Source organism: Kitasatospora sp. NPDC059599 (assembly GCF_042735125.1).
GTDB lineage: Bacteria > Actinomycetota > Actinomycetes > Streptomycetales > Streptomycetaceae > Kitasatospora.
This window is the reverse complement of sequence record NZ_JBHWCL010000054.1, coordinates 26920-52777: the sequence shown is the minus strand read 5'-3', so window position 1 is coordinate 52777 and position 25858 is coordinate 26920. Positions and strand designations below refer to the sequence as shown.

Here is a 25858-nt window from a genome sequence, read left to right as displayed (position 1 = left end):
CCAGCCGTACAACTCCCTCCCGGGCCTGGAGTGATGCCCGCGGGGGCGCGAGCGGTCCGCATGCGGACCGATCGCGGGGCCAGAAGTTGATCAAGTGTCGTCCGCTGCGCAAGGATGGCGGCCGGAGCCCGGCGCGAACGAGCGCCGGCCTTCCGCCACGGCCCGGCCGTCCCCCCCGCCCGCCCCGTTTTCGGAGGTATCCGTGAAGAAGAGCACGACCGCGCTCGCCACCCTCGCCCTGGCCGCCACCGCCGTCCTGACCGCCACTCCCGCGCAGGCCGGCGACCTCCCCCGGGTCTGCACCAGCACGCACGGCTTCGACAACGGCAGCTTCTACTGCGGCGGCGCCTACGGCGAGGGCGAGGCCCTGTGGCCGCTGAACAGCGGCGACTGGGTGGACTTCGTGATCGGCCTCGACCACGCCGTCTGGTTCCGCACCACCAACAGCGGCTGGAACTCGCTGGGCGGCTACTTCACCGGCAAGGTGACGTTCAGCAAGAAGCTCAACGACCTCAACTTCACCATCAACGCCCTCGGTTCCGACGGCGTGACCACGTGGTCCCGCGACCGCACCCACAAGGGGTTCGTCACCGACTGGTACGTCAAGAGCTGAGACCCCGCGAGCCGGGCGGCCGGGCGGCCCTGAGGCCCCACGGCCGTGCGGCGCCGGGACCGGAAATCCGGTCGGCGGCCGGCGCGCCCGCCTGGCAGGGTGGGGGCATGACCACCTCCGACGACCAGGAACCGGCCGCCGCCCTGCGCGACGCCGACTCGCCGTCCTGGGCCGTGCGCGCCGACGCCGGGCGCCGGCTCGCGGCCTCGGAGCGGATCGGCGAGGTGACGGACGTCCTGCACCGCCTCCTCCTGGACACCCACGACACCGCCGTCACCCAGCAGACCGCCGAGGCTCTCCTCGAACGCCGGGACACCGCCGGCCTGCGCTGCGTCCTGCTGGCCGTCAGCCGCGCGGCCGAGACGTGGACGGCGGACGAGATCTGGGCCGCCCTGGACTGCAACCCCGACTGGATGACCACCGAGGGAGCCGACGGGCTCATCGCCCGGCTGCACGCGCTGGCGGTGGACGAGGACGAGGGAGTCCGCGACGAAGCCCAAGGCATCCTCGCCGGGCTCCGCCCGCGCGAGCAATGGGCACGGGAACCGGACACGGAACCGGACACGGACACCCCCTGACCGGACCCGCCGCCCGGAACCCGGCAGCCCCGCGCGCCGCCGCCCGGGAAAGGGACGGCGGCGCACGAGCAACCTCAGGCAGCGCCGGATTCGCCCGACGTGCCGCTGCTGTCGGTGCGCCGCGGCTTCTTCGGTGAAGTCATTGCGGCACTTCCTCGGGTGACGGTGTCTCGGCAACCGTAGGAGCCGGCACTGACACTCCGATTCGCCGACGCATGACGCCCGGTGCCCGAGGGGGGAGGGATACGCGGCCCCGGCCCGGGGGTGGGGAGCTGCCGGTCGGCGGGGCCGACTTCCCGTGCAGGCGCCCGAAGCGAGGGGCGGCCGTTCACTCCGTGGGCGGCTCGCCGTACCGGGCCAGGACCTCTGCCGTCGTGGACCTGTCGAGGAGCCGCAGTTCCCAGGGGCCGGTGTTGACGTCCGCGTCCTTGCCGAAGCCGACCCACGTCCCGGCCATGCGCCGACCGGCGGGACCGATCAGCAGCTGGAGAGCGCCGTGGTACCGGGCGCCCCGGTAGTAGCCGTCCGCCGCGGTCTGCTCGACCCAGGTGCCGGTGACGGTGCCGGTGCCCCGGTCGACGGTCAGGTCGAAGGAGAGCGGGGAACGGGGGTTGGACGACGCACCGGGGAGCGACCGTCCCGTGATGCGGTCTCCGTGCTGAGCCAGGACGACGTGGTGCAGCCCGGTGAACGTGGTGCCGCGGCCGCTGCTGAAGAACTCGTAGCGGCTCACCCAGATCCCGGAGTGGTCCTCATCCTGCGTGTCGTCGGGCATGCCGGGTTCTCCTGACCTCGAAGGCTGCTCAGGCGGTGCCGAACTCGCCCGCGCGGACGGCGGTGACGAAGGCCTGCCAGGCGGCTGGTGCGAAGTCGAGGCGGGGGCCGTCGGGGTCCTTGCTGTCCCGGACCCGGCCGGGACGAACGTCGTCCACCTCGATGCACATGCCGCCGTCGTTGTTGCTGTGGCTGCTCTTGCGCCAGGCGGTGGGGGAGTTGTCGGTCATCGGCGGTTCCTTCCTGATCGACGGGGTGGAGCGGGAAGTCGGCGGGGCCGACTTCCCATGTCGTTTCGCCGGGGCCGCAGTTCCTATCCCTGAGTGCGCTGGCGGGAGGCGGGACACCGAGCGCGTAGGAGGGGCGTGCCGAGACGGCGCCGCACAAGCGTCTTCAGACGGTGCCGAACTCGCCCGCGCGGATGGCGGTGACGAAGGCCTGCCAGGCGTGGGCGGGGAAGACGAGGGTTGGGCCGCTCGGGTCCTTGGAGTCACGGACGGGCATGAGCCCGGGTACGCCGTCGGCGACCTCCACGCATTGGCCCCCGTCAGTGCTGTGGGTGCTCGTGCGCCAGGTGGTGGCGGAGTTGCCGGTCATGGGCGGTTCCTTCCTGATCGACGGGGTGGAGCAGGAAGTCGGCGGGCCCGACTTCTCATGCAGGGTATGCGGGGTGGTGAGTTCGAGGATGCCGCTCCGAGGCTCCCGGGTGCACACGGGCATGTCGAGGGAACGGGAAGCGGATCGCCTCGCCGCCCGGGCCGGGGCGGCGGGGGCGCAGGCATCCTCAGCGGACGTCGAACTCTCCGGCGCGGACGGCGGTGACGAAGGCCTGCCAGGTGTGGGCGGGGAAGACGAGGGTTGGGCCGCTCGGGTCCTTGGAGTCACGGACGGGCATGAGCCCGGGGACGCCGTCGGCGACCTCCACGCAGCCGTTCGATCCTCCGCTGTAGGTGCTCTTGCGCCAGGTGGTGGGGGAGTTGCTGTTCATGGGCGGTTCCTTCCTGATCGACGGGGTGGAGCAGGAAGTCGGCGGGCCCGACTTCCTATGCGCGGGCCGGGATGGTGTCGATGTCGCTTCCCCGGGACCAGAGTTCCTCGATGTGGTCGGCGAAACGGTCGAACATGCCGTGCTCCTCGCTGCGCCGCAGGTGCATCAGCGGTGAGTCGTGGCCGACGGTACGGGCGAGGTGAGGAGTGACGAGGGCGTGCTCGTCGAAGCGGAAAACGGAGAGGCCGACGTGATTCGGGCCGTCCTCCGGGGCACTGAAGCGGGCCTCGACACCGTCGATGTCGCGGAGCTTGGCAAGGTTCTCCAGAGTGACCCGGATCCGGGTGGACACCGAGAGCGCCACGTCCTCGAGCTCCTCGCGCCGGCGCGTGCTGCCGGAGTCGGGATCCCCGAGCAGGAAGCGCACCCGGCAGCCACCCTCGGCCTTACGCCGCAAGGTCTGCAGGAGGGCGGGCTGCTCCAGCCAGACGAAGTAGTCGGTGTACCCGGCGAGGAAGATCTCGGACCGTGCCTCGGCGATCAGCTGCGCCCACACCGACCGGGGGGCAGGCCGAGCGGTACGGGTAGACGGCCAGGACCTCGCCGTCGTGCCCGGTCTTGATGGTGGACCGGAGGAGGTTGGGCAGGATCACTGGTCATCTACCCCCTGAGTGCGCTGCGCGGGCGGCGGGAGGTTCGGGCCCGGGGAGGCGTACCGGGAAGGTGCCGCCGCCCCGGGCCGGGGCGGCGGCGCACAAGTGGCCTCAGGCGGTGCCGAATTCGCCGGTGCGGACTGCGGTGACGAAGGACTGCCAGGCGTGGGAGGGGAAGATGAGGGCCGGGCCGTTCGGGTCCTTGGAGTCCCGCACAGGCATGACGCCGGTGAAGCCGTCGGCGACCTCCACGCAGCCGTTCTGCCCGCCGCTGTAGGTGCTCTTCCGCCAGCCAGCGTGGGTCAGGTCAACGTCCATCCTCATAGCCCTTCCGTGCCGCACGGATCATCTCCGCCGATGCGGCCTGATTCAGTGCTTCGATCTGCAGCCGATCGTAGCCCCTGGACAGCGGAAGAACAGTGTCGATATCGCGATCAAGGTAGCCACGGACTTCGGTCTCGCTGTATCCCAGCAGTTTGCGGTCCGGCATGGTCAGCAAGGTCACATGGGAGCTGAACGGCCGCTCCTCGCCCAAGGAGTAAGGGGCCACCTGGATGACGATGTTCGGGGCTGTTGCGAGCTGCTCAAGGTGCAACAATTGTTCAATCATGACGTCCGCTCCGCCGACGGGTCGGCGCAGGCAACTCTCGTCCAGGACGGCGTGAAGCAGCGGAGCAGGCGTGCGGACCAGGAACTGCTGGCGCGTCATGAGGAAGTTGACCCGCTCCTCGGCCTGTTCGGGAGTCGCCGTTCCGCGCCTGATGTTGGCCGCTTCCCAAGCGCCGGCGTACGCCGGAGTCTGCAACAGCCCGGACACGATGTCGATCGAGAACAGCCTGACCTCGGCGGCCCGGTTCTCGTAGTTGGCGTACTCGGGGAAGCCCGGCACCAATGCCGTGTGCTTGTGCTGCCACCACATCAGCATCAAGGTCCCGCCCGTTTCCAGGACTTCATCGGCCTTGGTAGCAAACTTTTCACTCGGCGGGCGGCGTGCAAGTTCAACGAACGAGACGTAGGACGCGCTGACGCCGCACTTGCGGGCAAGCTGGTGCTGCAGGAGGCCCTTCGCCCTGCGTGAGTTGCGGAGTTGGACCGCGAAGGGGGCCCAGGGGCCTGACGCCGGGTCGATTTCCTTGATGTTCACCATGGCTGCTCCAAAACAACGTGCCCGCTGGGTCAAGTCGTTTGACGCTTCCGATGCTAGGGGACGCTGGGCCACGATGTGCACGGAAAGTGAAACATCGATCGCGGAGGGTTCTCCCATGGCTTCTGACCACGTTCCCCGCTCGCACGGGTACGGGGTGCGCCTCGACCCCGAGACCCGTCGCTACTGGGTCCGTAACGAGATGACGGGGGAGTGGCTGCGCGAACCCGGCGGTGACCTCAAAGGGTTCACCTTCTTCGGTGACGCCTACAGCGCCTGGCGCGTGTTCGAGGTCCACAAGCGGCCGGGGGAGCGGTGATGGGATCCGTGCTCTCCCGTGCCACGGCCGAGCAGCGCCGGCAGGCCGCCTCCGTGGTGGAGGACCTGGTGTCCGTGCTGGCCCTGGGCGGAGTGAAGTTGCCCTCCATCGCCGTCGATTGGCACTACGGCCGGACCACGGGCAACTACCTGGTCGACCTGGGCTCGGCCCGGCCGCTCGAACTGCTGCGTCTCCTGGACCTGTTGCGCAAGGGGCTGCGGTACGAGCGTCTGACGCACGACGACTGAACACACTCCTGGCCCGTCTGCTGTGGTGGGCGGGCTTCTCTCTCGTGCTCCTCCCCAGTGATCAGAAAGTGAACTGCCCGATGCGCGACCCCCGCCTCCTCGCCAAGCCGCCGGTGTGCCGGCTGGGCTGTCTCGTCCTCGTGCGCAACCGGCGCGGGGACGTGCTGCTGGTCGACCCGGACTACATGGACGGCATGATCCTTCCCGGTGGCGCCGCGAAGCCCAACGAGCCGCCGCACCTGGCGGCCGCCCGGCACCTGCACGCCGAGACCGGCCTGCACCTGCGCCTGAGCGGCATCGTCGCGGTCGACTTCACCCCCGCCGACCGCTACCTGGAACGCCTCAACCTGGTCTTCGATGGCGGCACCGTGCGCGACGAGACCCGGCTGAGCGTCCCGCCGCAGCACCGCAGCGGCCTGCTCGGCGCCCGCTTCGTCCCGGTGAACGACCTGCCGGGCTGCACGGCCCCCGCCCAGTTCGCCCGCATCACCGAGGCGTTGGCCGGCTGCGCCCTGCCCGTCCTCCTGCACGGCCAGCGCGCGGCCTGAACCCCCGCACCCTCGACGGATACCTCTCACTGAGAGCTAAAATGGGGGTGTGACCGCGACGGAGCCCGCACCACCGCTCGATGCCGCGCCGGCCGACGAGTTCTCCGCCCTGCTCGTCGGGATCCAGCGCCTGGTCCGCCGCCGCCTGCGCCGGGCGACGGCCGAACCCCGGCTGCGCGGCGCGCAGGTCGAACTGCTGCGCCTGGCCATGGACAGCCCCGGCCTGCGGGTCTCGGAGGCCGCCGAGGAGCTGTGCCTGGCCGGGAACTCGGTGTCCACCCTGGTCAACCAGCTCGTCGCCCAGAACCTGCTGCGCCGCGAGGTCGACCCCGCCGACCGCCGCGCCGCGCTGCTGTACGTCACGGACGCGGCCGTGGAGCGGATCGAGGCCTGGCGCCGGCGCCGCCGCGTGCTGATGGAGGAGATCGTCGACGGCCTGCCCGCCGACCAGCGCGACGCCCTCGCCCGGGCCCTGCCCGCGCTGCGCTCCGTCGCCCAGGGCCTGCGCGACCTGCCGGACCGCCCCGACCTGCCGGACCGCCCCGGCCTGGTCGGCCTGCCGGGGGAGGGGCGATGAGCGAGGCGCAGGCCGAGGCCGTGGTGTGCCGGGGCCTGGAGTACACCTTCCGCCACGGGCGCGGCAAGGGCCACGAGACGCGGGCCGTGGACGGCATCGACCTGACCGTGCGCACCGGTGAGGTGTTCGGCCTGCTGGGCCCCAACGGCGCCGGCAAGACCACCACGATCCGCGCGATCACCACCCTGCTGCCGGTCGGCGCCGGCATGGTGCGGGTCTTCGGCCACGACGCGACCCGCCGCCCCATGGAGGTGCGGCGCCTGCTCGGCTACGTGCCGCAGCAGCTGTCCGCGGAGTCCGGGCTGACCGGGCGCGAGAACGTCGCCCTGTTCGCCCGCGTCTTCGATGTCTCCCGCGCCGAACGGGCCGAACGCGTCGCCCAGGCGCTGGCGGCCGTCGACCTCACCGACGCCGCCGACCGGATGGCCGCCACCTACTCCGGCGGCATGGTGCGCCGCCTCGAACTCGCCCAGGCCCTGGTCAGCGCCCCGCGCCTGCTGGTCCTGGACGAACCGACCATCGGCCTGGACCCGATCGCCCGCACCGGCGTGTGGGAACGCGTGGACGCCGTGCGCCGGGCCACCGGCATGACTGTGCTGGTCACCACCCACTACATGGACGAGGCGGACCGCCACTGCGACCGCATCGCCCTGATGGACCGCGGCCGCATCCGCGCGCTCGGCACCCCCGCCGAGCTCAAGGACCGGCTCCGCGAGGCGGACGGCGGCCTCGACGAGCCCACGCTGGACGACGTGTTCCGCCACTACGCCGGCCGCGACCTGGCCGACGCCACGGAAGGAGACTTCGGTGATGTCCGCCGTACCCGCCGTACCGCAGGCCGCGTCGGCTGAACCCCCCGCCGGCGGCCCCGGACAAGGCCCCGTCGACGGCTCCGGGCAGAGTTCCGGACAGGGCCCCGGGCCGGACCTGGGCCTGCTGCTGGTGCCCCCGCGCGCCCGCACCGGCTGGCGCGTGGTGCCGGCCCGGGTGGCGGCGATGTGCGCGGTCGAACTGCAGAAGCTGCGCCACGACCGCACCGAGCTGTACACCCGGGCGATCCAGCCCGCCCTGTGGCTGCTGATCTTCGGCCAGACCTTCACCCGCCTCAAGGCCATCCCCACCGGCGGCATCCCCTACCTGGACTACCTCGCGCCCGGCATCATCGCCCAGTCCGCGATGTTCATCGCGATCTTCTACGGCATCATGATCATCTGGGAGCGGGACTCCGGCGTCCTCACCAAACTGCTGGTCACCCCCACCCCCCGCGCGGCCCTGGTCACCGGCAAGGCCTTCGCCGCCGGCGTGAAGGCACTCCTGCAGGCCGTGGTCGTGGTGCTGATCGCCGCCGTCCTCGGCGTCGCGATGACCTGGAATCCGCTGCGCCTGCTGGGCGTCGCGGCGGCGGTGGTCCTCGGCTCGGCGTTCTTCTCCTGCCTGTCGATGGCGATCGCCGGGATCGTGCTCACCCGCGACCGCCTGATGGGCATCGGCCAGGCCATCACCATGCCGCTGTTCTTCGCCTCCAACGCCCTCTACCCGGTGGCCCTGATGCCGGGCTGGCTGCAGGCCGTCAGCAAGGCCAACCCGCTCAGCTACCAGGTCGACGCCCTGCGCGGCCTGCTCATCGGCACCCCCGCCCACCTGCCGCTGGACTTCGCCGTCCTCACCTTCTCGGCCCTGGTCGGCATCGCCGCCGCCTCCGGCCTGCTGGGCCGCCTGGCCCGGTAGGGCCTGACCGCCCGCCGCCCCGGGCGGTCCCGGCGCCGGCCGGCCCGCCCCGCCCGGCGCGCCGGACAGTTCGATCGCGGCTTCTCGATTGCGGCTTCCACAACTCCCTTTCCCCGGGAGGAACGTGACCGGAATCGGGCCTAGCGTGGAGAACGGAGAGAACACGCGCGGACACCGCGCGCGACGATCCCGATCCACCGGAGGACCGATCATGGCACCGCAGCACGACGCGGCATTCCCCAATTTCGCCGACTTCACAAACTCCCTCGCCTCGGCCCGGTACGAGGACTTCGTGCGCCGGTCGGCGGCGGGCACGACGAGCGCGGAGGACTTCTCCGCGATGACGCAATACCTCAGGAACCTCTACGCGGGCATCGAGGTCACCCGCAGCTTCGCCGACGACAACGGGCAGGTCTTCGACTGCGTCCCCATCGGCAGCCAGCCGGCCCTGCGAGGCAACTCCCCGCTTCCCCCCGAGGCCCCGGACCCTCCGGTGGCGGCCGGACGGCGCGGCGCCGGCCAGAGCCTGCCGGTCCGGCCGCAACTGCGCTCCGACCGGCTGGACGGGTTCGGCCACCCGATGTCCTGCCCGCCGGGCACGATCGCGATGCGCCGCATCACCCTGGAGGAGATGGCGCGCAGGGGCGGCGTGCGGAACTTCCACCGGAAGTACCCGCGGGGGACGGGCCGGCGCCACCGTCCCGGCGCCGCGGACGAACCGTTCAAGCAGTACGCGACCGGTGACCAGAAGGTCGCCAACCTCGGCGGCCACAGCTACATCAACGTCTGGGACCCCCCGGTGACGGGGGACGACTTCTCGCTCTCCCAGCAGTGGTACAGCGCCGGCTCACCGGTGCAGACCGTCGAGTGCGGCTACCAGGTGTACCCGGGGAAGTTCGGCACCACCCAGCCGGTCCTGTTCGTCTACTGGACGGCCGACGACTACGAACACACCGGCTGCTACAACCTCGAATGCACGGCGTTCGTCCAGACGAACGGCGCCTGGCTCCTCGGCGGCGTGCTCCCGGCGAGCGTCCCGGGCGGCGCCCAGGTGGATGTCGAGGTGGTCTGGTACCTCGCGGGCGGGAACTGGTGGCTCTACCTGGGCGGCACCGCGGTGGGCTACTACCCGGGCTCGCTGTTCGGCACCGGCCGGATGGCCACCGGCGCCCAGGAGATCGAGTTCGGCGGCGAGGTCGAGACGGACGACGAGACGTCGTGGCCGCCGATGGGCAGCGGCGCCTACCCCCCGGGCGGCTGGCAGTACGCCGCCTACCACCGCGACGTCCAGTACATCGCGACGGACAACACGGCCCAGTACGCGAAGCTGACCGCCTACCAGCCGGCCCCGGCCTGCTACACCTCGCTCGTCAACAGCGGCCCCGCGCCGTGGTACGAGTACCTCTTCTTCGGCGGCCCCGGCGGCAGCTCCTGCTCCTGAACCCCGCCGCACACGCGAGCGCGCGCGGAGCCGGGCGTCGGCCGGCTCCGCGCGCGCAGCGCAAGCAGGGGCGGGTCGGGAGGAGACGCCGCCCCGGTGACCGGCAAGGCCTTCGCCGCCGGCGTCAAGGCCGTCCTGCGGGCCGTCGTCGTCGTCCTGATCGCCGCCCTCCTCGGCGTCGCCATGACCCGGAACCCGCTGCGCCTGCCCGGCGTGGTGGCGGTGCCGCTCGGGCCGGCGTTCCGCGCCCGCCCGCGGGAACGTTCGCGGACGATGAACCCGGCCGGGGCGTCGGCCCGTTGGGGCGAAAGAGGGGAGACGTTCACGCCCCGATCACCATCAGGGCCCCGCCGCCGGAGGTTTCTTGCATGACGATCAACCGTAGGACCCTTCTCAGGAGCGCGGCGCTCGCGGCCACCACCGGCGCCCTGGGCCTCGCCGCTTCGGGCGCGCCGGCCTCCGCCGCACCGGACCGTCTCGTCCACCGCCCCACCAACAAGTGGATGTCGCTGCTGGGCGACAACGTCAAGCTGTCGCAGCTGACGATCCCCGGAACCCACGAGACCTGCGCGCTCTACGACGGCGGCGCCTTCGGCTACGCCCAGTGCCAGGAGTGGCGCATCCCCCAGCAGCTCCAGGCGGGGGTGCGCTTCCTCGACATCCGGTGCCGGGTGATGGGCGACGTCTTCACCATCCACCACGACAAGATCTACCAGAAGATCAACTTCGGTGACGTGCTCAACCAGTGCATCGACTTCCTGAAGTCCAACCCCCGCGAGACGATCATCATGCGGATCAGGAAGGAGTACACCGAGGGACAGGACTACCGGTTCAGCGAGATCTTCAACTACTACATGGACGGCATGGACGGGAAGGGCAACTACCGGCCCTGGTTCTGGCTCCCCAGGGCCGGCTCGCTCCCCGAGGGGCTGCCCACGCTGGGCCAGGTCCGCGGCAAGATCATCCCCATCATGTCGGACTTCACCTGGGGTGACGGCCGCTACGACCCCCTGCGCTGGGGCGACGGCTCCCGGATCTGGCTCCAGGACTACTTCGGCGACGGGTCCAGCCAGAAGGTCCAGCGGGTCAAGTGGGGACTGGACCAGGCGTTCTACGGCCAGGACGACGGCAAGCTCTACATCCACTTCGCCAGCGCCAGCAGCTTCCCCGAGGACCCGTACAAGATCGCCAAGGTCGTCAACCCCTCCATCCAGGACTACCTGACGCCGCGCATCTCCCAGCGCGCGCACTACGGCGTGATCGCGATGGACTTCGTGGACGAACGCAAGGACCTGCTGCAGATGATCGTCGACTGGAACTTCGGCCTCTGACCGCACCGCACCGCCGGCCCCGGCCCCGGAAGACCCCCCGGGAAACCTCCCGGAAAAGGCCCCCGAAAACCTCCGGGAAAAGGGGGTGCGCGCGCGGAGCCGGGCGCCGGCCGGCCCCGCGCGCGCAGGGGGAGGGTGGGTCAGGCGGCGGACCGCTGGTGGGCGCGCACACTGCTCACCAGCTGGTCGCGGATACGGGCCGGCACCTCGGGCGCGAACCGCGCCAGGTAGTGGTTCAGGTGCGTCTCGTCCCCGGTGAGGAACGGCAGGTCGAAGACCAGCAGCTTGCGCACCGCCAGCAGCGGCACCGGCGCCCGCAGCGGACGGAACGTCCGGTTCCACAGCCCCGGCTCCTCGCACACCGGATGGAACTGGCCGATCATCAGACCCTGCTCGACGAACTCGTCCTTGGCCTTGCGCTGCGCCTCGTCCAGCGCGGTGGAGTCCGCGCGGTCCAGGTGCGGCAGCACCAGCAGCACGGTCAGCAGCTCACGGTCCGACTCCTCGCTCAGCCCGGCGAGCAACTCGTCGTAACGGGCGCGCAGTTCACCGACCAGGGCGGGCAGGTCGCCGTTGCCGTCACCGTCCGCGACGGCCAGGTGGAACAGGCCCCGGCGCAGCGAGGGCTGGGTGTAGGGACAGACCGGACCACTGCGCCCCAGGTCGGGGTGGGCGGCGGTGAGGAAGTGGCGGGCCCAGGCGAGGACCTCGACGGCCTCCGGGTGGGCGGCGGCGTGGCCGGCGTCGATGTCCTCGGCGCTGAACAGGCGCAGGGCGCCGGCGGCGGGCGCGGGCGCGGTCACCGGGGCCCCCGCCAGACCGGGGCCAGGCGGGGTCCGCCGCCGGGCAGGGCGATGGCCTCGCCGAAACGGGTGAAGCCGTGGTTCTCGCACAGGCGGGCGCCGCCGGCGGAGCTGGTCTCGGCGTAGGCGGCCTGGCCGGCGGCGTCGACCTCGGCGAGGACGGCGCCCAGCAGCGCCTCGGCGGTGCCGGCGGCGCGGGCGTCGGGGTGCACGCCGATGAACGCCAGGTAGTGGTGGCGGCGGTGGCGCGGGTGGCGGCGCTGCTGGAGGCGGGTGATGGCGGCCAGACGGCGCGCGGACTCGCCGTACCGGTCGGCGTCGATGGCCTCGGTCAGGGCGCGGGTGGCGGCGCCGTCGGCGCGGCCCGGGTCCTCCCACACGCCCGGGGGCAGGAACAGCAGCGCGCCCAGCAGGCCGGTGTCGTCGTCGGTGGCGACCATGACGCCCTGGTGGGCCAGGCACTGTTCGAGGTGGACGAGGAAGAAGGCGGGCATGACCCGGGCGCGGTGGTCGGGGTCGGGGAAGGCCCAGAGCATCAGCGCGTCGTCGGCGAAGGCGTCGGCGAGCAGACGGGCCAGGGCGGGCGCCTCGTCGGGACGGGCCCGGCGGACGGCGGCGCCCGCGGCGGGCCGCGGGACGGTGCCCGCGTCGGCGGGCAGGGCGGTGGCGGTGGTCAACGGGCACTCTCCTCGGGCGAGGGGACGGACGAGGGGGCGTACGGCGGTGCGAGAGGTGCGTCGTACGGCGGTGCGGGCGTCGCGGCGGTCGGTGCGGTCGGTGCGGTCGGTGCGGTCGGTGCAGTCGGTGCGGTCGGTGCGTCGTACGGCGGTGCGGGCGCCGCGGCGGTCGGTACGGTCGCGGCGGCCGGTACCAGAGGTGCGTCGCCGGGCGCTGCGGGCGGTGAGACCGTCTCCGCGGCCAGCGCCGCGACCCGCGCGTGCAGGCGCGGCAGCCACGCCTGAGCCTCCGGCTTGATCAGCACGCTGCGCAGCACCCGAGCCCCGTCGGCGTCGGCCACCACGCCCGGGTGGCGGCGCGCGAAGTCGGCGGCGTCCACGCGCAGCACGCTCAGGTACACCGGGTCCTGCTCGTCGGCCATGCCCCGGCGCAGCACGCGGTCGGAGGCGGCGTCGATCGCGGACAGCGCGGGCGGGCCGTCGGGGGTGGGGAAGTAGGTGACGATGTCGAGCTGCGGCCGCTGGTGCAGCGTCAGCTCGTCACTCGCCTCGATCAGGTCGGCCCAGGCCAGCGCGGTGCGCCGGCCGGTGGCCAGGCCCGCGCCCAGCCCGTCCGCTGTCAGCGGCAGCAGCTGCAGGGTCAGCCACAGCGCGGCGGCCGAGGCGCCGGCACGCGAGCACTCCAGGCTGATCTCGCCCAGGTGCAGTTCGGCGTCGGTGAAGTAGGTGTACGGGGAGTCGTGGGCGAAGTGCCGGCCGATCGCGGGGTCGGCGAACAGCACCGCCCCGCACCCGTAGGGCTGCAGGCCGTGCTTGTGCGGGTCGACGGTCACCGAGTCGCACCCGGCGATCGCCCGCCACGGCGCCGGGTCGATGTCCAGCTGCGCCGCGGTGGCGTCGTCGCCGGCCAGCAGCGCGAAGAACCCGCCGTAGGCGGCGTCCACGTGCACCCGCGCCCCGTAGCGGCGCGCCAGCGCCAGCACCTCGTGCACCGGGTCGACGGCGCCGGGCCCGGTGGTGCCGCAGGTGACGACGACCGTGCCCACCCGTCCGGTGCGCAGCACCTCCTCCAGCGCCCCCGGGTCCATCCGGCCCCGGCCGTCGGCGGCCACCGCGTGGCCCTCGACGCCCAGCACGTGGCACATCCGGCTGTGGGTGTAGTGCGCCTGCGCGCTGTAGGCCACGCCCTTGCCCGGGTGGCTCTGGCGCGCCACGTACAGCGCCTCCAGGTTGGCGATGGTGCCGCTGCTGGTCAGGTGGCCCACGTGCGAGGGCAGGCCGAACATGCCGGCGAGCGCGGCCACGCACTCGCGTTCCATGTCGTTGGTCGCCGGACCGCCCTCGTAGGCGTGGTTGTTGGGGTTGAAACGCATCGCCGTCAGGTAGCCCACCAGCGCCGCCGGGTGCGGCGGCTTGACCATCTGCCCGGCGTAGCGCGGGTGGAAGAACGGGTAGTTGTGCTCCAGGCGCTTGGCGAAGCGCTCGAACGCGGCGGCGAAGTCCGCCTCGTCCACCAGGTGCGAGGGGTGCGCGGCGAAGGTCCCGAACCGCTCTCCCCACCGCTCGGCCACCTCGGCCGCCTTCGGCAGCCAGTACCCCAGGTCCACGCTTGGGCCCTTCCCTTCGAGTGCTCTGCGAGCCCACCGGGCTGCGGGCCGTCTCGGATCACGAGCGTTCCTCTAGTGCGTCCCGAGTCACCGTCCAGGCGCCGCGCAAGCCGCCCGCAACACGCCCAGCTCACCGCCGCCGCACCCGCCGCCACCCCCCGGGCACGGGCATCCGCACCGCCGCCGGGCCGCCTCCGGCACCACCGGCCGGCCCCAGCCGGACCCCAGCGGCGCGCAAGCGCACGCTGCTGCAATCACCCCCGGACAAGGCCGCCCCGCACCCGCCGGGCAGGCGGGGGAGCAGCACGGGAGGAACGCGCGATGGTGACCAGACGCAGGATGATCGGCGCCGCCCTGGCGACCGGGGGAGGGGTGCTGCTCCTGCGCACCACCGTGCGCCCGGCCGCCTCCGCCGCCTCCGTGCAGGACGCCGCCGACCGCCACACCCACCCGGCCACCGACGCCCCCGACCCGGGCCCCGACGCCGGCCCCGCCCTGGTGGAGAAGTTCACCACCACGCTGCCGGTGCCCCCGGTGCTCAGCCCCGTCTCCACCGCCGGCGGCGCCGACACCTACGCCGTCACCATGCTCCGCTCCTTCGCCCGCGTCCTGCCCGGGCACCGCACCGAGGTCCTCACCTACAACGGCGCCTTCCCCGGCCCCGTCATCCGCGCCCGCTCCGGACGGCCGGTGATCGTGCGCCAGACCAACCTGCTGGACGACGCCGTCTCGGTCCACCTGCACGGCTCCAAGGTGCCCGTCGACAGCGACGGCGGCCCGATGAACCTGCTGAACGCGGGCGCCACCCGCACCTACACCTACCCCAACGACCAGCCCCACGCGAGCCTGTGGTTCCACGACCACGCCCACCACATGGAGTCCGAGCACGTCTACCGGGGCCTGGCCGGCACCTACCTGCTCACCGACGCCACCGAAGCCGCCCTGCCCCTGCCCTCGGGCCGCTACGACCTGCCCATCGCCCTGCGCGACGCCCGCTTCGACGCCTCCGGCAGCCTCGTCTACCGCATGGACGACCCCTTCAACCGCACCACCATCCTCGCCAACGGCCGCCCCTGGCCCAAGGCCGAGGTCGCCGCCCGCCGCTACCGGCTGCGCCTGCTCAACTCCTCCAACCTGCGCTTCTTCTCCCTGCGCCTGGCCGACGGCGGCCCCATCACCCAGATCGGCTCCGACGGCGGCCTGCTGGAACGCCCCCACACCACCGACACGATCGACCTGTCGCCCGGCGAGCGCGCCGACGTCGTCATCGACTTCTCCCGCTACCCCGTCGGCACCAGCGTCGTCCTCACCAACTCCCTGCCGCCGGGCCCCGCCGAACACGTCGGCCAGGTGATGCGCTTCGACGTGGTGCGCTCGGCCGCCGACCCCAGCAGCGTCCCCGACCGGCTGCGCACCCTGCCCGCGCTGGGCGCGGCGGCGCGCGAGCGCACCGTGGTGCTGAAGGTCGAGGAGGGTACGGGCGGGGCCGCGCCGCGCGGCCTGATCGACGGCAAGGTGTACGACCCGGCGCGGGTGGACGCGCAGATCGCCTTCGGCACCTCGGAGATCTGGACGGTCGTCAACGCCAACACCGACGTCCCGCACAACTTCCACCTGCACCTGGTGCAGTTCCGGGTGCTGGAGCGCAACGGCAAGGCGCCCGGCCCCGAGGAGTCCGGCCTCAAGGACACGGTGCGCCTGCTGCCGGGGGAGAGCGTGCGCCTGCAGGCCACCTTCGACTCCTACCGCGGCCGCTACCCGTACCACTGCCACCTGCTGGACCACTCGGCGATGGGGATGATGGCGCAGATGGAGATCGCCTGACACACCCCCGGGGCCGGCCGCGCACCCCCGCACGCGGCCGGCCCCGACCCCCCCGGGATGCCCGCCGGCCGGGCCGGCCCCGCCGCCGCCCGCGGGTCAGGACGCGTGGATGCCCTGGCCCGGCGTCAGGATCCCGGCCGGGTCGAAGCGGCGCTTGGCCCGCGCCACCCGCTCCCACAGCCCCCCGTAGTGCCGGCGCCAGTCCGCCCCCGTCATCCCCGGCACCGCCCCGATCAGGTACCGCTTGCCGCCCAGCTCGACCGCCCGGTCGTACAGCCGCCGGTTGCGCTCCAGCATCGCCGCCGCGTCCGCCCCCGGCCCCGGGAACGCCAGCAGGTCGAAGTGCCAGCCCACCTCGCCCTGCGGCAGCACCGCCAGCGGCGCCTTCACCCGCTCGCGCAGGTACGGGTAGAACAGCAGCAGCCCCGCCCCCAGGTCCGCCGGCGTGAGCACCTCGGCCGCCTCCGCCATGAACACCCGCGCCGTCGACGCGGGCAGGAACACGCTCAGCCACGGCTTCGGCAGCCCCCAGAACCCGGCCGCCCGCAGGTACCCGGCGAACGCGTCCACCCGGAACGCGTACTCGCGCCAGCTCTGCTCCACCACCGACACCCCGTCCGCCGCCGGCCGCAGCCCGGCGAGGAGAGCCTCGCGGTCCACCGCCTGCCCCGCGTCCGCGAACGCCACCAGCTCCGCCTTGTACCGCCACCGCGACCCGTCCGCGCTGCGCTCCACGTCACCGACCTGCAGGTCGAAGCGGCCCTCGGCCATCACCTTCTCCTGGTCGGCGAGGTAGGCGTCCAGGTCGTCGTAGTACAGCGAGAACACGTGGGCGCGCTCGCGCACCGGCACCAGCGCCAGGGTGGCCCGCACGATGATCCCCACCTGCCCGCCGCCGCCCAGCACCGCCTCGAACAGCTCCCGGTTGCGGGCGGGGGAGGCCGTCACCAGCTCACCGGTGCCGGTCACCACCTCCAGCTCCAGCACCCGGTCCGCCTGCAGGCCGAAGCGCTGCACCGCGCCGCCGATCCCGCCCACGCTCAGCGTCCCGCCCACCGACAGGTGCAGGTAGTCCGTCAGGCACGGCGGCACCCAGCCCGCCGCCAGCCCCGCCTCCACCACCTGCGCCCACGTCGCCCCCGCCTCCACCACGGCACGCCCCGGCCGCACCGAGACGACCTGCGACAGGCCGCGGGCGTCGATCGCGATCCCGCCGCGCGGGTTGGCCTGGCCGTAGCTGGAGTGCGACTCCAGCCCGGCCTCGCCGACCTGCGACAGGTCCCCGCTCTGCCCGTTGACCGCCACCGCGATGCGGTGCCTGCTCGCGAACGCCACCACCTTCTGCACGTCCCGCACCGAGGCGGGCCGCAGCACCGCCCGCGGCGCCGCGCTGACCAGGTGCCCGAAGTCGGCGGCGAACCGCTCCACCCCGGCTCCCTGCAGCGTCACCGTCCCGTCCAGGGACGGCAGTTGCGCGACGTCGGCGCCCGGCTCGGCGGCCCACGCCCGGGCGGAGGTGTCCCAGCCGACGACGGCGGCACCGGCGCCGGCCGCGGCACCGGCGAGGAGGGCGCGGCGTGACAGTCCTGACCTGCTCATATCAGAATTTCTCCGATCAGTCGTCAAATAGGGATTGTTGTACCGCAACCATCCCGCGACCGCCTACCACCGCGCACGACCGGCCCGCCCGTACGACCGCCCCGCCCCGCCCCGTACGGCCGGTGCCGGCCCGCCCGCGGGTCCGTCAGGGGCGCCCCACCTGCTGCTCCGCCAGCCGCAGATCCGCCACCGAGTACTCCCACATCCGCACCTGACGCACCGGCGCGTGCGCCGGGATCCGCGCCGACACCGCCCGCGCCTGCGCCAGCAACGCCTCCCGCGCCTCGGGCAGGTGCGCCACCCGCGGGCCCTCCGCCGCCTCCCGCAGCACCAGCGCCAGCTTGAACGCGTACACCTGCGGGCTCACCGCGAACAGCGTCCGGTACACCCACAGGCCCTCCTCGCCGTGCAGCACCCGCTCGTTGTGGCTCAGCAGCCGAACCCGCGCCCGCAGCACCAGGTCCCCGTGCACGCCCGTCGTCCCGCTCATCGTGTGTTCCCCCATCGTCGGTTCCGTCCACGCCACCCGCCCCCGGGCACGACGGCTCCACGCGCCGGCCGCCCGCAACGGGGGCACCGGCACGTCAGGCCGTGGAAGGGGGTGGGATGTCGCACGAGTCTGCGGCCCGCGCCCACCCCGCGGCAAGACGGAAAAAGGGTGTGCTGTGTCCTACCGGAATCCTTGCCCGAGCTGGCAGGATTGGGGTCGGCACCCTTCCGGGGGTCGGGGCGGAGGAACTCTCGCGGCCCCCGGCGCACGCTGCGGCACCGTGGTGGCGGACGACGCCGGACAGCACCGCGCAGTGATGGGGGAATGCGCTATGACCGCCACAGCAGCCCGTGGCCGCGGCTGTCGCCGCCCCCCGTGCGCCCGTCCCGCGGCCGCCTTCCGGCCCCGCACGCGCAGCGCAGTGCCTCTTCCTCCTGTGGGCAACCCTGGTGCCGCGCACGGGAGTTGACATTCCATACCGCACCGGAACCGCGAGGACGCGGCTTCCCGGGTGCAGATCATTCGGCAACTACCGTTCGCGGCATGCTCCTTCATCGTCTCTGGCCTTCGGAGAAGGGACAACGTGTGCGCATACGTGGTGGGTTGCGGGTTCTCGGTGCGTTACCGCCCGACCCGGGCTCTCCCGACCCCCCGCCCCACGGGGACGGCCCGGTGAGGTACTGCGCGCTCGGCCGGGTCGGGGTCGAGACCGCCGCCGGCTTCGTCGACATCACGGGCGAATACCGGCGGCTGCTGTTCCAGATCCTGCTGGTGAGCGAGGGGCGGCCGGTCCTGCACGACGTCCTCATCGAGGAGCTCTGGGGCGGGAAGGCTCCCGGCAACGCCGAAAACGCCCTCCAGGCCCATATCAGCCGGATCCGCCGACACCTCGCCACGATCGAGCCGGGCCGGGGAGCGGGCCGCGTGCAGGGACATCCGCAGGGCTACCGATTCGACCTCGACGGGATCGAACTGGACACCGCCGTCTTCGCCAACGGGATCGACCGGGCGGCGCGGCTGCGTTTCGACGATCCGGACGCCGCGCTCCGGCAGGTCCGGGCGAGTCTGGCACTGTGGCAGGGACCCCTCGCCGACAGCACCGGCCGCGACCTGCTGCGGGCCGCCGGAGAACGCTACGAGGCCTACCGGCTGCGCGGACTGGCGACCCTGTTCGACATCGAACTCGAACGGGGCCGCCATGCCGCGGTGCTGGCGGACATCCAGGCGGTCCACAGCCAGTACACCCTGCGCGAGGACTTCTGCGAGCACTACATGCTCGCGCTCTACCGCAGCGGGTCCCAGGTGGAGGCGCTCGACGCGTTCCGCAGCCTCCGGTCCCGGCTCGCGGACGAGCTCGGGCTCGACCCGTCCCCGCGGCTGTGCGCCCTCGAACAGGCCATCCTGGACCACGCTCCCGCCCTGCAGCGGCCGCGATGGTCCGCACCGCCCCTGCCGCAGCGAAGCCCCGGCCTGCCGACCGGTTCGGGCGACGACAGACGGGCCGGGACGTCGACGCCGCTGCGTCAGGATCCGTGCAAGGCCCGCACCGCGCCCCGGAGTCAGCCCCCGGGGACCAGCCGCCAGTAGGCGAAGCCGTCGGACTCGGTCGGCTCCAGCTCCGCGGGCCCGGGCACATGGGCCAGACAGGTACGCAGGTAGGCGAGGTCCTCCCCGTGCCGGGGGTCCGCGACGCGCAGCGGCCGCACGGCCCCGTCCGGCTCTATGCGGCACGGGTACAGCCCGCAGTCGAGCACCCCCGTCCCGTCGACGTCGACGCGTGCCACCACCGTCCGCCTGGCGTCGGGGTGGAAGGGCAGCAACGGGTAGCCCGCACGGGGGTAGATCCCGTACTCGCCGTAGGTCCGCAGGCACGCGTCCTCGTCGTCGTACGGGGCGTCGGGGGTCTCCCGGAGCAGGTCCGCGGCGAGGGCGGGCAGATCGCAGGCGATGTTCCCGAGCCCGTAGAAGACGGGAGCGCCGTCGAGGAACGCGGCGCCGCGCAGCAGGTGCTGATGGTGTCCCAGGACGACGTCGGCTCCGGCGTCCACGAGCAGCCGGGCGACCTGGGGCTCGCAGTCGGTGAGCGCGAAGGGGCGGAACGGATCGCCCCAGTGCACGCCCACCACGGTCACGTCCGCCCTGGCGGCGGCGCTGCGCACCGCTTCCTCGACCGTGCCGCAGTCGTCCTCGTCGACGGCGGTGACGATCTGCGGGGCGGCGCCGGGGTTCCAGCACGAGGGGTCCGGGTTGACGTAGAAGGTGTGGGCTCGCAGGGCGGCGATGCCCGGTACTCCCGCGCGCGCCTCGTACCCGGCCGGGAAGACCGTGGAGAGCGCGACGAAGGCGACGGTGAGCGAATTCCGGGTGAGCAGGCGGGCCTCGAACGCCTCCCCGAGGTTCTCTCCCGCTCCCACCGCCTCGATCCCGTGCCGGCGCAGTGCGGCGACGGTCTGCCGCAGGCCTTCGTGCCCGCCGTCGACGCTGTGGTTGTTCGCCAGGGACATCACGTCGAACCCGAGCGCGCGCAGGGCTTCGGCGTTTCCCGGCGCGGACACCTGAGGCCCCTTGGCCTGCGGGGCCCGGTCCGCCGACCGCGAGTGGGCGCCTTCGCAGTTCCCGAAGACGATGTCCCCGGTGGCCAGCAGCCCGGCCAGCAGGGCGAATCCCGCCGCGGGCTCGGGCCGGTCCACGAAGACGTCACCGACGGACAGGATGCGGATCACGCGTCGTCCTTCCCGAGTTCGGTCAGGACGAAGGCCAGGACGGCCGCTTCGTCCTGCCAGTCCTCGGCCACCTCGGAATGCCCCAGGTGGCCGACACCGTTGACACGCACCAGCACCGGACGCCCGGCCGTGCTCGCCGTCCGCACGGCCGAGGCCAGACGCAGCGGTTCGGCGACCGCGACCCGGGTGTCCGAGAGGCCGCCGGTCAGCAGCATGGCCGGGTACGCGGCCGGCCGGACGTTGTCCACCGGTGCGAGCGCGGCCAGGACGGCCCTGGCCCGCGGGTCGGCGAGAGGGTTGCCCCACTCGTCCCATTCCAGCTCCGTCAGCGGATCGTCGGCGCGCAGCAGGGTCTGCAGGCAGTCGACGAAGGGGACCTCCAGGACGGCGGCGGCGAACAGGCCGGGCTCCTGGTTGACCGCGGCGCCGACCAGCGCGGCGCCGGCGCTGCGGGCGCGTGCCGCAAGCGACCCCGGTGCCGTCAGGCCCTGCGCGATCAGGTGCCGAGCGCACCCGAGGTAGTCCTGCACGGCGCTCAGCTTGCCCGCGCCGCGCCCGGCTTCGTGCCACGCGGGGCCCAGTTCGCCGCCGCCGCGCACATGGGCGATGGCGAAACTGACACCCCGCCGGAACAGCGAGGGCCGGAACAGCGAGTAGTCGGGGTCGACCGGGATGCCGTACGACCCGTAGGCGTACAGCACGGTGGGCAGCGGGCCCACGGCTGCGGCAGGTCGCAGGACGGTGAGCGGTACGAGCACGCCGTCCGCCGAGGCCACGGCCGTTTCGAGCACGGTGATGCCCGGTCCGCCGGTCACGGCGGCGGCGGCCGCCGGGCCGGCGCCCGGAAAGGGGCGGGCGACCGTCGCGCCCGTGGCCAGCCGGTACCACCGTGCCTCCTGGTCCCAGCAGGAACGCACCAGCTCCAGCGGGGCCCCGGCCGGGCGCAGCCCGGCCACGAACCGGATGCCGGATGCCGGGGAACCGCCGTCCCGGGGCCCGCGGTCCGCCGTGAAGCCGACGCACTCCTGCGCTCCCCGAACCCCGGGCAGCGGGCAGCGCAGCAGCCGCCGGCCCGCGCGCCGCTCCAGCACGAGGACACGGTCCCCATCGAGGGCGACGTCCTCGAACGTCGCACCGTCGGACGCCCGGCACACCACCGCCCACGATTCGTCCGGCACCGGCAGGTCATCGAGCGATGCGGCGAGCAGGACGGCATCCCCGTCCGCGGCGCCGGACACCGCCATCACGCAGCGGCCCTGGCGGACGTCGGCGTACACCCGCTCTCCCGGGCGGGGCTCGCGCAGCGGGGACAGTCCTCCCGTCGCGCGGTCCAGCACCCACATGCTGCGGCGGGAATGCTGCTCGATCGCGGCCAGCACCTCGGTGCCGTCCGAACTCGTGGCCAGCTCGACGTAGTCACCGCCGGGTGCCAGCGCGGCGAGGCGGACCGTGTCGCCGCTGCGCGGATCGGTGGCGCGCAGTTCGACCGGGCGCAGCTGCCCGTCGACCCGGAGGTGGACGACGCGGTCCGGCCCGCTGTCCCAGGCGAGGGACGGCGCCGCCGACTCGGCCACGGTCACCGACTCTCCTGCCGGCAGGGTCCGCAGGCGCACCTCGAAGGTGTCGGCGCCGCTGGTGTCGACGGTGTACGCGAGATACCGGCCCCGGGGGTCGAGGACCACGTCGCCGAGGATGAACTCCGCCGTGCCGCCCGCGGCCGCGGGCCCGGCCTCCCGGGCGAAGTCGACGATGCAGCGGCCCGGGGCCGGGGCGCCCTCGACGTACTCCAGGAGCCGGGGCTGCGACTGCCCGGGCGTGAGGACGAGCGCGAACGTGCCGGTCGTGCACCGGTGGATCGCCAGCGGGAGCGCAGTCGCGTTCGGGGTCTGCCGGGCGAACTCCTCGCACAGCAGCGCGCACAGCCGGCCCAGCGGCTCGGCGTACGCCTCCCAGCGCGCCGCCTCCTCGGCCAGGGCCTCGTTCTCATCCATCCTGGGCACCTGCGCAGACCAGGGGTTCGCTGCCGGCGTCGGCCCCGGCCGGTGTCCTGCGGCTGCTGAGCACCAGCCCGGTCAGGTCCACCACGGCCGCGGCGCAGCCGCCGACGATGAGCAGGGTCGCCGCGGAGAGCCGGGCGGAGAGCGCACCGACACCCGCGGTCGACGCCGGTTCGAGCCCGAAGGAGGTCGCACGGGCGATGCTGTTGACCCGTCCCAGGTACTCCTCGGGCGGGAGGGCCTGGAGCAGCGTGCGGTAGTACGTGGCGGCGGGTCCTGCGGCCAGTCCGCCGGCGGCGTACGCCACTGCGGCGAGCGGCAGGTTCGGAGCGATCCCCACCACGGCCAGCAGGCCGTCGCTCACCATGAACAGGCCGAAGATGACCCGCTGGGACTGCTGCCACCGCGTGGGCAGCCGGTGGCAGAGCAGAGTGCCGAGCACCAGGCCGGCGCCGAACGCACCGGAGAGGATGCCCAGCCCCTGCGGGCCCGCCTTCACGACCTCCTTGGCGAAGAGCGGGATGCCCACCCCGATCAGCCCCAGGACGAACAGGTTGGCCATCGCGAACGTCGGGAGCAGGACCCGCAGCCGACGGTGGCGCAGCACGAAGGCGAGACCGCCGGACAGGTCCGCGAGGACCGGTTTGCGGGCCTCCTGGCCCCGGCCCAGCGGCGGCAGCAACGTCAGCAGGACACTGCTCAGGGCGTACATGCCCGCCGCGGTCACCAGCGTGCCGCCGCTGCCCAGCAGGGCGACCAGGGCGCCGCCCAGCGCGGGTCCGCCCGTCATCGCGCCCCACTCGCGCAGGCTGACCCAGCGGTTCGCCTGCACCAGGCGCTCCCTGTCGACGAGCAGCGGCAGCATCGAGGACCCGATGGGAAGCCGGACCGCGTCCAGGACCCCCAGGCAGACGGCCAGGGCGAGCCAGGCCCACAGCTCGCTGCGGTGGGTGATGGCGGCGGCGGCCAGGTTCAGCAGGCACAGCAGTGCCCCGACCGCAATCCCGACCGTGCGGCGGTCCTTGCGATCGGCCAGGACACCGCCGAAGAGCAGGAGCAGTCCGCGCGGGATCGCCCAGGCGGCCAGGACCAGACCCAGGCGGCCGCCGCCGAAAGTGTGCAGGGCGGCCCAGGCGATCGACACGATCAGGAACTGTTCGGCGAGGTCGGTGCAGGTCTGCGACCAGAACATCGCCTGGTAGGGCCGGTTGCGCAGGAGGGGGGCCGCCGACCGCGGGCCGGGGGCCGGCTCAGCCACGGTGCTCGTCCAGGGGCTCCGGCGGGGCGGGGGTCGCCGGGACCGCGGTCGTGCACACCGGGCAGTCCGGGCGGCGCACGGTGGTGTGCCACTGCTGCTGGAACGTCACGAAGTCGATTTCGAGGAGCTTTCCCGAGGCGAGCACCGGCCCGAGCCCGAGGCGCTCGCGCAGCAGCTCGTAGGAGAGGAAGTAGCCGAGGAACATGCAGGCCGGCCCGAGTGCGCCGTTGCTGGAGTCGAGGTCGTGGATCCGCACGTACTCCAGGATCTCGGCGAACTCGGCGTGCTCGGCGGTTTCCCCGTCGACGATGCACCGGTAGCAGGGGCCCTGGCCCGGCACCACGCTGTAGGCCGTGCCGAGGTGGGCGCTGATGCTGCCGGCGGTGTAAGGGATCCGACGCTTCACGCAGGCTTCGTTGACCCAGAAGTCGATCCATCCGTTCGGCTTGTCGGCCAGGCAGAAGACGAAGTCCGGGGCCGCGGCGTCGATGACGGCCTCCACATCGGACAGCGAGGTGAGTCGCCGTTCGACCGCGTCGAACTCGATGTCGGGGTTGAACCGCGCCATCCGCTCCGCGGCCACGTCCACCTTCGGCCTGCCCACCGCCGGGGTGGAGTACAGGACCTGCCGGTTGAGGTTGCTCAGCTCGACCCGGTCGAAGTCCAGGCCGGTGATGCTGCCGATGCCGAGCTCGGCCAGCGCCATGCAGACATTGGTGCCGATACCGCCCATGCCCAGCACCAGCACCCGGGTGTTCTTCAGCACGACCTGCGGGGCGTGGAAGTCCTCGCTCGCGGACGCGCGGGTACGGAAGAAGTTCAGGTTCGGTGCGTACCGGCGCAGGTCGTCGGCCGTGAGCTCCTGCGGCGGGGTGGTACCCCCGTCCTCCAGGAAGCCCGCCTCATGGAGGGTCCCGACTCCCTCGATCACCTCGTCCGCGCTGAGCCTGCCGTCGAGTTCGCGTTGCAGCCGGGCGATGCTCCTGCTGCCGTCGAGCAACCTGACCAGCGTGGCCCAGCGGCCGTCCGGGTCCTCGATCTCGCTGGCGTACGCAGGACCGGAACCCATCCGGATCCGGCCCTCCAGGTACATCACGTCATAGATCGGCCGGACCTTCGGCAGCGCGGGCAGCGCGGAGTCGCTCATGGTGAAGTCCTCGGTATCGTCGTCGAGTACGACTGCCGGCGCCGGACGGCATCCGTCGCCGGTGCGAAGGGGCCCATCCGATTCGCGCGGATGGGCCCCCGGCAGGGTGTTCTTCAGAGCCCCTGCCGGATTCAGCGCGGCGAGGAGCCGGCCTTGGCGACGGCAACCTTGCGGATCTTCATACGGATCACCTCGTCTCTGCCTACGGGCGTGGGATTCGGTCCCGGCAGAGCCCTGAGGTCCTGCCACCCCGAAGCCTGCCAAAGCGTCCTGACTCATCCCTGACACGCCGCTGACACCCCTCGGCGGGGTCACCCGGAAACGGGGCCCCGCTTCGGCTGCGGCGGTTCGCATCCGCGCCCGCCCACCCCCGCCGCAGGCCCCTGCCCGAACGGGCCTAGCCTGGACGCATGTTCGTACTTGAGCTGAGCTACACCGCCCCGCTGGAGCAGATCGACGCCGCGCTCGCGCAGCACGTCGCATGGCTGCAGACGCACTACGCGGCGGGCACCTTCCTCGCCTCCGGGCGCAAGGTGCCGCGCGAGGGCGGGGTGATCCTGGCGGCCGGGCAGGACCGGGCCGCGATCGAGGCACTGGTGGCCACCGACCCGTTCGTGGTCGCCGGACTGTGCGCGTACCGGGTCACCGAGTTCCTGGCGACCACCACCGCGCCCGTCCTGGACGCCTACCGCCAGCGGCTGCCGGGCTGAACGGGGAAGGTCCTGGGAGGGACCGGGGGAAACCTCGACGCCGCCCCGGGCGGGCACCGGTGGGAGTGAACGGTGCCGGCC

Annotated in this window: 28 protein-coding genes and 2 pseudogenes; 14 read left to right on the top strand and 16 right to left on the bottom strand. The window is 73.0% G+C overall.

The features are described 5' to 3' along the window. The first annotated feature begins 202 nt into the window (after positions 1–202). Complete coding sequence (locus tag ACFV04_RS20330; protein ID WP_380530821.1) at positions 203–613, top strand: hypothetical protein; 411 nt, start codon at positions 203–205, stop codon at positions 611–613. A gap of 107 nt (positions 614–720) precedes the next feature. Beyond that, positions 721–1191 carry a hypothetical protein gene (locus ACFV04_RS20325; RefSeq protein ID WP_380530818.1) on the top strand — a complete coding sequence of 157 codons (471 nt, stop codon included), beginning with the start codon at positions 721–723 and terminating at the stop codon, positions 1189–1191. A gap of 328 nt (positions 1192–1519) precedes the next feature. Here ACFV04_RS20325 and ACFV04_RS20320 read toward each other — a convergent pair. The 7 genes and pseudogenes from ACFV04_RS20320 to ACFV04_RS20290 form a co-directional block, all read right to left on the bottom strand. Beyond that, a pseudogene (locus ACFV04_RS20320) lies at positions 1520–1954 on the bottom strand (XRE family transcriptional regulator); the annotation flags it as partial. Positions 1955–1994: 40 nt separating this feature from the next. Further along, complete coding sequence (locus ACFV04_RS20315) at positions 1995–2195, bottom strand: DUF397 domain-containing protein (RefSeq protein WP_380530815.1); 201 nt, start codon at positions 2193–2195, stop codon at positions 1995–1997. A gap of 163 nt (positions 2196–2358) precedes the next feature. Then, positions 2359–2562 (bottom strand): DUF397 domain-containing protein, encoded by a 204-nt coding sequence (locus ACFV04_RS20310; protein WP_380530812.1) that lies wholly within the window; start codon positions 2560–2562, stop codon positions 2359–2361. 187 nt (positions 2563–2749) lie between these two features. Then, positions 2750–2953, bottom strand: a complete 204-nt coding sequence (locus ACFV04_RS20305; protein ID WP_380530809.1) for a DUF397 domain-containing protein — start codon at positions 2951–2953, stop codon at positions 2750–2752. 55 nt (positions 2954–3008) lie between these two features. Then, on the bottom strand, positions 3009–3509 hold the full coding sequence (locus ACFV04_RS20300) for a DUF5919 domain-containing protein (protein WP_380530806.1): 501 nt from the start codon (positions 3507–3509) through the stop codon (positions 3009–3011). A gap of 208 nt (positions 3510–3717) precedes the next feature. Then, positions 3718–3924 (bottom strand): DUF397 domain-containing protein, encoded by a 207-nt coding sequence (locus tag ACFV04_RS20295; protein ID WP_380348787.1) that lies wholly within the window; start codon positions 3922–3924, stop codon positions 3718–3720. Further along, positions 3914–4753 carry a Scr1 family TA system antitoxin-like transcriptional regulator gene (locus ACFV04_RS20290; RefSeq protein ID WP_380348789.1) on the bottom strand — a complete coding sequence of 280 codons (840 nt, stop codon included), beginning with the start codon at positions 4751–4753 and terminating at the stop codon, positions 3914–3916. Before ACFV04_RS20290 ends, ACFV04_RS20295 begins: the two co-directional genes overlap by 11 nt. A 115-nt stretch (positions 4754–4868) precedes the next feature. On the opposite strand from ACFV04_RS20290, the gene ACFV04_RS20285 reads away from it, so the two are divergent. From ACFV04_RS20285 to ACFV04_RS20245, 9 genes and pseudogenes are all read left to right on the top strand, one after another. After that, positions 4869–5069: a hypothetical protein gene (locus tag ACFV04_RS20285; RefSeq protein WP_380348791.1), complete on the top strand. Its 201-nt coding sequence runs from the start codon at positions 4869–4871 to the stop codon at positions 5067–5069. Next, a complete protein-coding gene (locus tag ACFV04_RS20280) occupies positions 5069–5317 on the top strand; it encodes a hypothetical protein (RefSeq protein WP_380530801.1) in 249 nt (82 codons plus the stop codon). The genes ACFV04_RS20285 and ACFV04_RS20280 overlap by 1 nt, the downstream gene beginning before the upstream one ends. An 80-nt stretch (positions 5318–5397) precedes the next feature. Further along, entirely contained in the window at positions 5398–5865 is a 468-nt protein-coding gene (locus ACFV04_RS20275; RefSeq protein ID WP_380530798.1) for an NUDIX domain-containing protein, read from the top strand. Between the two features lie 49 nt (positions 5866–5914). Beyond that, entirely contained in the window at positions 5915–6442 is a 528-nt protein-coding gene (locus ACFV04_RS20270; RefSeq protein ID WP_380530795.1) for a MarR family winged helix-turn-helix transcriptional regulator, read from the top strand. Continuing rightward, positions 6439–7293, top strand: coding sequence for an ATP-binding cassette domain-containing protein (locus ACFV04_RS20265; protein ID WP_380348797.1), 855 nt, complete (start codon positions 6439–6441; stop codon positions 7291–7293). Before ACFV04_RS20270 ends, ACFV04_RS20265 begins: the two co-directional genes overlap by 4 nt. Next, positions 7253–8170 (top strand): ABC transporter permease, encoded by a 918-nt coding sequence (locus ACFV04_RS20260; RefSeq protein WP_380530792.1) that lies wholly within the window; start codon positions 7253–7255, stop codon positions 8168–8170. Before ACFV04_RS20265 ends, ACFV04_RS20260 begins: the two co-directional genes overlap by 41 nt. A 211-nt stretch (positions 8171–8381) precedes the next feature. Beyond that, a complete protein-coding gene (locus ACFV04_RS20255) occupies positions 8382–9611 on the top strand; it encodes a neprosin family prolyl endopeptidase (RefSeq protein ID WP_380530789.1) in 1230 nt (409 codons plus the stop codon). A gap of 87 nt (positions 9612–9698) precedes the next feature. Further along, a pseudogene (locus tag ACFV04_RS20250) lies at positions 9699–9854 on the top strand (multidrug ABC transporter permease); the annotation flags it as partial. A gap of 125 nt (positions 9855–9979) precedes the next feature. Further along, the gene (locus tag ACFV04_RS20245) at positions 9980–10942 is read left to right on the top strand and encodes a phosphatidylinositol-specific phospholipase C (protein WP_380530786.1); all 963 of its coding nucleotides are present in this window, start codon (positions 9980–9982) and stop codon (positions 10940–10942) included. 140 nt (positions 10943–11082) lie between these two features. Here the strand turns inward: ACFV04_RS20245 and ACFV04_RS20240 are convergent, their stop codons facing one another. The 3 genes from ACFV04_RS20240 to ACFV04_RS20230 are packed head-to-tail and all read right to left on the bottom strand — an operon-like array spanning position 11083 to position 14029. Next, positions 11083–11745 (bottom strand): DUF6875 domain-containing protein, encoded by a 663-nt coding sequence (locus tag ACFV04_RS20240; RefSeq protein WP_380530783.1) that lies wholly within the window; start codon positions 11743–11745, stop codon positions 11083–11085. Then, on the bottom strand, positions 11742–12422 hold the full coding sequence (locus tag ACFV04_RS20235; RefSeq protein WP_380348803.1) for a hypothetical protein: 681 nt from the start codon (positions 12420–12422) through the stop codon (positions 11742–11744). Before ACFV04_RS20235 ends, ACFV04_RS20240 begins: the two co-directional genes overlap by 4 nt. After that, entirely contained in the window at positions 12419–14029 is a 1611-nt protein-coding gene (locus ACFV04_RS20230; RefSeq protein WP_380530780.1) for a pyridoxal phosphate-dependent decarboxylase family protein, read from the bottom strand. The genes ACFV04_RS20235 and ACFV04_RS20230 overlap by 4 nt, the downstream gene beginning before the upstream one ends. Before the next feature lie 321 nt (positions 14030–14350). Here ACFV04_RS20230 and ACFV04_RS20225 point away from each other — a divergent pair, with 321 nt between their 5' ends. Beyond that, positions 14351–15853 (top strand): multicopper oxidase family protein, encoded by a 1503-nt coding sequence (locus ACFV04_RS20225; RefSeq protein WP_380348807.1) that lies wholly within the window; start codon positions 14351–14353, stop codon positions 15851–15853. Positions 15854–15949: 96 nt separating this feature from the next. On the opposite strand, the gene ACFV04_RS20220 is transcribed toward ACFV04_RS20225, so the two are convergent. Together ACFV04_RS20220 and ACFV04_RS20215 are read right to left on the bottom strand one after the other, a co-directional pair. Continuing rightward, positions 15950–17452: an FAD-binding protein gene (locus ACFV04_RS20220; RefSeq protein ID WP_380348809.1), complete on the bottom strand. Its 1503-nt coding sequence runs from the start codon at positions 17450–17452 to the stop codon at positions 15950–15952. Between the two features lie 145 nt (positions 17453–17597). Continuing rightward, positions 17598–17942: a hypothetical protein gene (locus tag ACFV04_RS20215; protein WP_380348811.1), complete on the bottom strand. Its 345-nt coding sequence runs from the start codon at positions 17940–17942 to the stop codon at positions 17598–17600. 672 nt (positions 17943–18614) lie between these two features. On the opposite strand from ACFV04_RS20215, the gene ACFV04_RS20210 reads away from it, so the two are divergent. Next, positions 18615–19529, top strand: coding sequence for a BTAD domain-containing putative transcriptional regulator (locus ACFV04_RS20210; RefSeq protein WP_380530776.1), 915 nt, complete (start codon positions 18615–18617; stop codon positions 19527–19529). Here ACFV04_RS20210 and ACFV04_RS20205 read toward each other — a convergent pair. The 4 genes from ACFV04_RS20205 to ACFV04_RS20190 are packed head-to-tail and all read right to left on the bottom strand — an operon-like array spanning position 19502 to position 25067. Further along, positions 19502–20665, bottom strand: a complete 1164-nt coding sequence (locus ACFV04_RS20205) for a CapA family protein (protein WP_380530774.1) — start codon at positions 20663–20665, stop codon at positions 19502–19504. The two genes, ACFV04_RS20210 and ACFV04_RS20205, sit on opposite strands and share 28 nt — an antisense overlap. Continuing rightward, on the bottom strand, positions 20662–22656 hold the full coding sequence (locus ACFV04_RS20200) for a prolyl oligopeptidase family serine peptidase (RefSeq protein ID WP_380530771.1): 1995 nt from the start codon (positions 22654–22656) through the stop codon (positions 20662–20664). The genes ACFV04_RS20205 and ACFV04_RS20200 overlap by 4 nt, the downstream gene beginning before the upstream one ends. Continuing rightward, entirely contained in the window at positions 22649–23920 is a 1272-nt protein-coding gene (locus tag ACFV04_RS20195) for an MFS transporter (RefSeq protein WP_380530768.1), read from the bottom strand. Before ACFV04_RS20195 ends, ACFV04_RS20200 begins: the two co-directional genes overlap by 8 nt. Then, positions 23913–25067, bottom strand: a complete 1155-nt coding sequence (locus ACFV04_RS20190; protein WP_380348818.1) for a ThiF family adenylyltransferase — start codon at positions 25065–25067, stop codon at positions 23913–23915. Before ACFV04_RS20190 ends, ACFV04_RS20195 begins: the two co-directional genes overlap by 8 nt. Before the next feature lie 410 nt (positions 25068–25477). Here ACFV04_RS20190 and ACFV04_RS20185 point away from each other — a divergent pair, with 410 nt between their 5' ends. Then, positions 25478–25777 carry a YciI family protein gene (locus ACFV04_RS20185; RefSeq protein WP_380348820.1) on the top strand — a complete coding sequence of 100 codons (300 nt, stop codon included), beginning with the start codon at positions 25478–25480 and terminating at the stop codon, positions 25775–25777. The last annotated feature ends 81 nt before the right edge of the window (positions 25778–25858 follow it).